5 protein-coding genes and 4 pseudogenes are annotated in these 7,692 nt (G+C 45.8%); 3 read left to right on the forward strand and 6 right to left on the reverse strand.

Going from position 1 to position 7,692, the window contains the following annotated elements:
• Both BQ2633_RS10810 and BQ2633_RS10815 read right to left on the reverse strand, forming a co-directional pair.
• Positions 1–374, reverse strand: a pseudogene (locus BQ2633_RS10810) (arylsulfatase); the annotation flags it as partial.
• 266 nt (positions 375–640) lie between these two features.
• The gene (locus BQ2633_RS10815) at positions 641–1,387 is read right to left on the reverse strand and encodes a class I SAM-dependent methyltransferase (RefSeq protein ID WP_075567039.1); all 747 of its coding nucleotides are present in this window, start codon (positions 1,385–1,387) and stop codon (positions 641–643) included.
• A gap of 310 nt (positions 1,388–1,697) precedes the next feature.
• Between BQ2633_RS10815 and BQ2633_RS10820 the strand changes: the two are divergent.
• Positions 1,698–2,283, forward strand: a pseudogene (locus BQ2633_RS10820) (transposase).
• 158 nt (positions 2,284–2,441) lie between these two features.
• Here BQ2633_RS10820 and BQ2633_RS10825 read toward each other — a convergent pair.
• Positions 2,442–2,954, reverse strand: coding sequence for an alkaline phosphatase family protein (locus tag BQ2633_RS10825; RefSeq protein ID WP_075567038.1), 513 nt, complete (start codon positions 2,952–2,954; stop codon positions 2,442–2,444).
• A 266-nt stretch (positions 2,955–3,220) separates the two neighbouring features.
• Positions 3,221–3,967: a class I SAM-dependent methyltransferase gene (locus tag BQ2633_RS10830; RefSeq protein ID WP_075567039.1), complete on the reverse strand. Its 747-nt coding sequence runs from the start codon at positions 3,965–3,967 to the stop codon at positions 3,221–3,223.
• 310 nt (positions 3,968–4,277) lie between these two features.
• Here BQ2633_RS10830 and BQ2633_RS10835 point away from each other — a divergent pair.
• Positions 4,278–4,863: pseudogene (locus tag BQ2633_RS10835) on the forward strand (transposase).
• Between the two features lie 158 nt (positions 4,864–5,021).
• On the opposite strand, the gene BQ2633_RS10840 reads toward BQ2633_RS10835, so the two are convergent.
• Entirely contained in the window at positions 5,022–5,534 is a 513-nt protein-coding gene (locus tag BQ2633_RS10840) for an alkaline phosphatase family protein (RefSeq protein WP_075567038.1), read from the reverse strand.
• A 266-nt stretch (positions 5,535–5,800) separates the two neighbouring features.
• Positions 5,801–6,547, reverse strand: coding sequence for a class I SAM-dependent methyltransferase (locus tag BQ2633_RS10845; RefSeq protein ID WP_075567039.1), 747 nt, complete (start codon positions 6,545–6,547; stop codon positions 5,801–5,803).
• A gap of 310 nt (positions 6,548–6,857) precedes the next feature.
• On the opposite strand from BQ2633_RS10845, the pseudogene BQ2633_RS10850 reads away from it, so the two are divergent.
• Positions 6,858–7,443 (forward strand): annotated as a pseudogene (locus BQ2633_RS10850) (transposase).
• Positions 7,444–7,692 lie beyond the last annotated feature (249 nt).

The following is a 7,692-nucleotide window of genomic DNA, read 5'->3' on the forward strand; positions in this document are numbered from 1 at the left end:
GTTTCGATGTGTGGTCCCCAGGGCACCATGGCAGGACCTGTCATGGGAACGATGTATTTCCACTGAGGAGTGCGGATAGACACCGAACGATTATACGCCATGGAAAGCACGTAGTTGCGAGATTTGTTGGAGAGTCCAAGCCAAGTGCGGTGCTGATCGCGGCTGTCCACTGCCAGGGTGTCTGAGAGTTGCTCTCCTACCACGGCGGCGAGCGAGCGCACAGCATCGATTTGACTCACCAAAGCTCGGCTTGTTTTGCCTTGAGGCACTTTTCCCGCGGGCCAACTTACGATGAATGGAACGGCACTTCCGGCTTCAAAAGCGCTGTACTTCCCCCCGCGCCAGTGCCCTGAAGGACGGTGGTCGCCTGCCAACTCCTCTGCTTGGTCTGCATAGCCGTCCTCTAATAAGCTAGCGGGGTTAGTTTATCTAGTTATTCTAGTCAGACTTGTCAGACAAGTCTGACTAGATTTACTAGAATTTCTAGTTATTAGCTCAATAAACCGCACACGTTCATTAGCAGATACGGTCACACTTGTCATTGACAAGTAACAAGTTAACGAATTAACAAGATTGGTGGAGCAGCCATCTTTTCACCTTTTCACCCTTTCAATTTTTCACCTTTAAAGGGCACGGCTACTTAACCTCTACTTTTCCTAAACGTGATTCCATAAAACCGATTATTCCAGAATAGCTCTGTTCGCTTTTCTTCTGCCTGTGGTGGGACACATTGCTCCATTTCGTGCAAATCGACCGTCTTACCTTCAAAATACGACTTTGAGAAAATACTTTTTTTGTACTGCGATTCCACAAAGTCGGCCGTTTCGTCGGCAACAAGAATCTTACTCCCAGGTTTCGCAACCCTCAGCATTTCGTTCATTGCACGGGCCTTATCGTTAAAGAAGTTGATGGCTCCGTTGTGGAAAACAAGGTCGAAAGTATTGTCGGCAAAAGGCAGCTGTTCGGCAGGACATTGCACAAGCGTTAAGTTTGTTTTCTTCTGCCACTTCTTTTTGCACCGCCTAAGCATGCCCAACGAAATGTCGGCACCCACCAACTCCAACGTTTTAAGGTCGACACCCTGCGGCAGATGGTTCAAGTCGGCCCCTGTACCAATAGAGACATAGAGCACGGAGATGTTGTTTCGCCACTCCAAACGGCTCATCAGCTCGGTGCGCATCTGTTCGAGCCCTCGGCCAAATTTAAGCCGTCCTATCCATTTCTCTCCAAAATCGTAGACGTAAGACATCCAATCGTACATCTTCATGTATTTATGGTTGTCTCCACCAACGAAGTCGTTATCCATGTACAAGAAGATACCACCCTCTTGTTCCAAGCTTTCTGCTTTTATCTCAGGTTTCAACCATGTTGATATATTTGCTGCCATAATGATGATGTGCTGTTATGTTATACACGTTTCTCTTTTAATGGATCGGTGCAACAGGCCAAAGAACCGTCGTAATGGTTCTCTCGCCTTATAAATAATACCTTTCCCTGAGACCACATTGCACACACAAGCGCGTGGTGATGTGGTTTTGGGAAACATTATCACTGCCATGCAAAGGTAAAAAGAAAAACGACAACAAGCAAGTTCTTACGCCAGTTCGGGATAAAAAGTGCCCTGAAAAGTTGGTAATCTCGCTATTATTTTGTAACTTTATAGTTGTAAATCAATAACTTACAAAACACATGTAGCGATGATTACCACAGACAAAGTTACAGAAATATTTTGTATATTGGATGAGTTCTGCAAGAATTTAGATGCCGAGTTAACTAAAAAACTACATATCGCCCCCATAGACGAGGGGTATAAGCGTATGCGAAAACGCAAAAGGCAGATGTCCAAGAGCGAAATCATGACCGTCCTGTTGTGCTATCATTTTGGCTCTTTCCGCAAACGTGGACGACAGGGACCCTAGGGTGTGGAGAGTCTTCACCAAGGTGCTCTACGGCAAAGTATTTGCCGATAAGGGCTACATCAAGCAAGAATTCTTTGAGAACCTCTTCAACCAAGGCATCCACCTAGTTCATGGACTCAAATCAAACATGAAAAACAAGCTTATGCCCTTGTGGGACAAAATGATGCTGCGCAAGCGATATATAATAGAATGCATCAACGAACTGCTCAAGACCAAGGCCAACCTTGTCCATTCACACTATCGCTCCGTACATAACTTTCTCATGAATCTCTGTGCGGCATTAGCAGCATATTGTTTCTTCGAGAATAAGCCCGAGACCCTTCCCGTGCGCATTGAAAAGAGTAGGCAATTGGAACTTTTCTAAGCAAACCCTTATACCGAACTGGCGTAAAATCTGTTCAGAATCTAATGACCGATTTGGGAAAAAAAATCGGTGGAACACTAGGATTTCTAGCGTTCCACCGATGAGTTTCTCCTCCAGCCAGTGGGAAGGGATGAGAAAGAAGAGTGGGGCTACTCAGATTATCGTTGAGGAGCTTCCAATTCCTTCTTAAGTTGTGCGTTGAGTTGTTGCACCACCTTCTGATGCTTGTCAGCTACATTGTTGGTTTCATCTTGGGCGCTTCGCATGTTGTAGAGCTGTGCACCGGCAGAGAAGCCCGTTTCGATGTGTGGTCCCCAGGGCACCATGGCAGGACCTGTCATGGGAACGATGTATTTCCACTGAGGAGTGCGGATAGACACCGAACGATTATAGGCCATGGAAAGCACGTAGTTGCGAGATTTGTTGGATTGTCCAAGCCAGGTGCGGTGCTGATCGCGGCTGTCCACTGCCAGGGTGTCTGAGAGTTGCTCTCCTACCACGGCGGCGAGCGAGCGCACAGCATCGATTTGACTCACCAAAGCTCGGCTTGTTTTGCCTTGAGGCACTTTTCCCGCGGGCCAACTTACGATGAATGGAACGGCACTTCCGGCTTCAAAAGCGCTGTACTTCCCCCCGCGCCAGTGCCCTGAAGGACGGTGGTCGCCTGCCAACTCCTCTGCTTGGTCTGCATAGCCGTCCTCTAATAAGCTAGCGGGGTTAGTTTATCTAGTTATTCTAGTCAGACTTGTCAGACAAGTCTGACTAGATTTACTAGAATTTCTAGTTATTAGCTCAATAAACCGCACACGTTCATTAGCAGATACGGTCACACTTGTCATTGACAAGTAACAAGTTAACGAATTAACAAGATTGGTGGAGCAGCCATCTTTTCACCTTTTCACCCTTTCAATTTTTCACCTTTAAAGGGCACGGCTACTTAACCTCTACTTTTCCTAAACGTGATTCCATAAAACCGATTATTCCAGAATAGCTCTGTTCGCTTTTCTTCTGCCTGTGGTGGGACACATTGCTCCATTTCGTGCAAATCGACCGTCTTACCTTCAAAATACGACTTTGAGAAAATACTTTTTTTGTACTGCGATTCCACAAAGTCGGCCGTTTCGTCGGCAACAAGAATCTTACTCCCAGGTTTCGCAACCCTCAGCATTTCGTTCATTGCACGGGCCTTATCGTTAAAGAAGTTGATGGCTCCGTTGTGGAAAACAAGGTCGAAAGTATTGTCGGCAAAAGGCAGCTGTTCGGCAGGACATTGCACAAGCGTTAAGTTTGTTTTCTTCTGCCACTTCTTTTTGCACCGCCTAAGCATGCCCAACGAAATGTCGGCACCCACCAACTCCAACGTTTTAAGGTCGACACCCTGCGGCAGATGGTTCAAGTCGGCCCCTGTACCAATAGAGACATAGAGCACGGAGATGTTGTTTCGCCACTCCAAACGGCTCATCAGCTCGGTGCGCATCTGTTCGAGCCCTCGGCCAAATTTAAGCCGTCCTATCCATTTCTCTCCAAAATCGTAGACGTAAGACATCCAATCGTACATCTTCATGTATTTATGGTTGTCTCCACCAACGAAGTCGTTATCCATGTACAAGAAGATACCACCCTCTTGTTCCAAGCTTTCTGCTTTTATCTCAGGTTTCAACCATGTTGATATATTTGCTGCCATAATGATGATGTGCTGTTATGTTATACACGTTTCTCTTTTAATGGATCGGTGCAACAGGCCAAAGAACCGTCGTAATGGTTCTCTCGCCTTATAAATAATACCTTTCCCTGAGACCACATTGCACACACAAGCGCGTGGTGATGTGGTTTTGGGAAACATTATCACTGCCATGCAAAGGTAAAAAGAAAAACGACAACAAGCAAGTTCTTACGCCAGTTCGGGATAAAAAGTGCCCTGAAAAGTTGGTAATCTCGCTATTATTTTGTAACTTTATAGTTGTAAATCAATAACTTACAAAACACATGTAGCGATGATTACCACAGACAAAGTTACAGAAATATTTTGTATATTGGATGAGTTCTGCAAGAATTTAGATGCCGAGTTAACTAAAAAACTACATATCGCCCCCATAGACGAGGGGTATAAGCGTATGCGAAAACGCAAAAGGCAGATGTCCAAGAGCGAAATCATGACCGTCCTGTTGTGCTATCATTTTGGCTCTTTCCGCAAACGTGGACGACAGGGACCCTAGGGTGTGGAGAGTCTTCACCAAGGTGCTCTACGGCAAAGTATTTGCCGATAAGGGCTACATCAAGCAAGAATTCTTTGAGAACCTCTTCAACCAAGGCATCCACCTAGTTCATGGACTCAAATCAAACATGAAAAACAAGCTTATGCCCTTGTGGGACAAAATGATGCTGCGCAAGCGATATATAATAGAATGCATCAACGAACTGCTCAAGACCAAGGCCAACCTTGTCCATTCACACTATCGCTCCGTACATAACTTTCTCATGAATCTCTGTGCGGCATTAGCAGCATATTGTTTCTTCGAGAATAAGCCCGAGACCCTTCCCGTGCGCATTGAAAAGAGTAGGCAATTGGAACTTTTCTAAGCAAACCCTTATACCGAACTGGCGTAAAATCTGTTCAGAATCTAATGACCGATTTGGGAAAAAAAATCGGTGGAACACTAGGATTTCTAGCGTTCCACCGATGAGTTTCTCCTCCAGCCAGTGGGAAGGGATGAGAAAGAAGAGTGGGGCTACTCAGATTATCGTTGAGGAGCTTCCAATTCCTTCTTAAGTTGTGCGTTGAGTTGTTGCACCACCTTCTGATGCTTGTCAGCTACATTGTTGGTTTCATCTTGGGCGCTTCGCATGTTGTAGAGCTGTGCACCGGCAGAGAAGCCCGTTTCGATGTGTGGTCCCCAGGGCACCATGGCAGGACCTGTCATGGGAACGATGTATTTCCACTGAGGAGTGCGGATAGACACCGAACGATTATAGGCCATGGAAAGCACGTAGTTGCGAGATTTGTTGGATTGTCCAAGCCAGGTGCGGTGCTGATCGCGGCTGTCCACTGCCAGGGTGTCTGAGAGTTGCTCTCCTACCACGGCGGCGAGCGAGCGCACAGCATCGATTTGACTCACCAAAGCTCGGCTTGTTTTGCCTTGAGGCACTTTTCCCGCGGGCCAACTTACGATGAATGGAACGGCACTTCCGGCTTCAAAAGCGCTGTACTTCCCCCCGCGCCAGTGCCCTGAAGGACGGTGGTCGCCTGCCAACTCCTCTGCTTGGTCTGCATAGCCGTCCTCTAATAAGCTAGCGGGGTTAGTTTATCTAGTTATTCTAGTCAGACTTGTCAGACAAGTCTGACTAGATTTACTAGAATTTCTAGTTATTAGCTCAATAAACCGCACACGTTCATTAGCAGATACGGTCACACTTGTCATTGACAAGTAACAAGTTAACGAATTAACAAGATTGGTGGAGCAGCCATCTTTTCACCTTTTCACCCTTTCAATTTTTCACCTTTAAAGGGCACGGCTACTTAACCTCTACTTTTCCTAAACGTGATTCCATAAAACCGATTATTCCAGAATAGCTCTGTTCGCTTTTCTTCTGCCTGTGGTGGGACACATTGCTCCATTTCGTGCAAATCGACCGTCTTACCTTCAAAATACGACTTTGAGAAAATACTTTTTTTGTACTGCGATTCCACAAAGTCGGCCGTTTCGTCGGCAACAAGAATCTTACTCCCAGGTTTCGCAACCCTCAGCATTTCGTTCATTGCACGGGCCTTATCGTTAAAGAAGTTGATGGCTCCGTTGTGGAAAACAAGGTCGAAAGTATTGTCGGCAAAAGGCAGCTGTTCGGCAGGACATTGCACAAGCGTTAAGTTTGTTTTCTTCTGCCACTTCTTTTTGCACCGCCTAAGCATGCCCAACGAAATGTCGGCACCCACCAACTCCAACGTTTTAAGGTCGACACCCTGCGGCAGATGGTTCAAGTCGGCCCCTGTACCAATAGAGACATAGAGCACGGAGATGTTGTTTCGCCACTCCAAACGGCTCATCAGCTCGGTGCGCATCTGTTCGAGCCCTCGGCCAAATTTAAGCCGTCCTATCCATTTCTCTCCAAAATCGTAGACGTAAGACATCCAATCGTACATCTTCATGTATTTATGGTTGTCTCCACCAACGAAGTCGTTATCCATGTACAAGAAGATACCACCCTCTTGTTCCAAGCTTTCTGCTTTTATCTCAGGTTTCAACCATGTTGATATATTTGCTGCCATAATGATGATGTGCTGTTATGTTATACACGTTTCTCTTTTAATGGATCGGTGCAACAGGCCAAAGAACCGTCGTAATGGTTCTCTCGCCTTATAAATAATACCTTTCCCTGAGACCACATTGCACACACAAGCGCGTGGTGATGTGGTTTTGGGAAACATTATCACTGCCATGCAAAGGTAAAAAGAAAAACGACAACAAGCAAGTTCTTACGCCAGTTCGGGATAAAAAGTGCCCTGAAAAGTTGGTAATCTCGCTATTATTTTGTAACTTTATAGTTGTAAATCAATAACTTACAAAACACATGTAGCGATGATTACCACAGACAAAGTTACAGAAATATTTTGTATATTGGATGAGTTCTGCAAGAATTTAGATGCCGAGTTAACTAAAAAACTACATATCGCCCCCATAGACGAGGGGTATAAGCGTATGCGAAAACGCAAAAGGCAGATGTCCAAGAGCGAAATCATGACCGTCCTGTTGTGCTATCATTTTGGCTCTTTCCGCAAACGTGGACGACAGGGACCCTAGGGTGTGGAGAGTCTTCACCAAGGTGCTCTACGGCAAAGTATTTGCCGATAAGGGCTACATCAAGCAAGAATTCTTTGAGAACCTCTTCAACCAAGGCATCCACCTAGTTCATGGACTCAAATCAAACATGAAAAACAAGCTTATGCCCTTGTGGGACAAAATGATGCTGCGCAAGCGATATATAATAGAATGCATCAACGAACTGCTCAAGACCAAGGCCAACCTTGTCCATTCACACTATCGCTCCGTACATAACTTTCTCATGAATCTCTGTGCGGCATTAGCAGCATATTGTTTCTTCGAGAATAAGCCCGAGACCCTTCCCGTGCGCATTGAAAAGAGTAGGCAATTGGAACTTTTCTAAGCAAACCCTTATACCGAACTGGCGTAAAATCTGTTCAGAATCTAATGACCGATTTGGGAAAAAAAATCGGTGGAACACTAGGATTTCTAGCGTTCCACCGATGAGTTTCTCCTCCAGCCAGTGGGAAGGGATGAGAAAGAAGAGTGGGGCTACTCAGATTATCGTTGAGGAGCTTCCAATTCCTTCTTAAGTTGTGCGTTGAGTTGTTGCACCACCTTCTGATGCTTGTCAGCTACATTGTTGGTTTCA

Source organism: Ihuprevotella massiliensis (genome assembly GCA_900095835.1).
Lineage (GTDB): Bacteria > Bacteroidota > Bacteroidia > Bacteroidales > Bacteroidaceae > Alloprevotella > Alloprevotella massiliensis.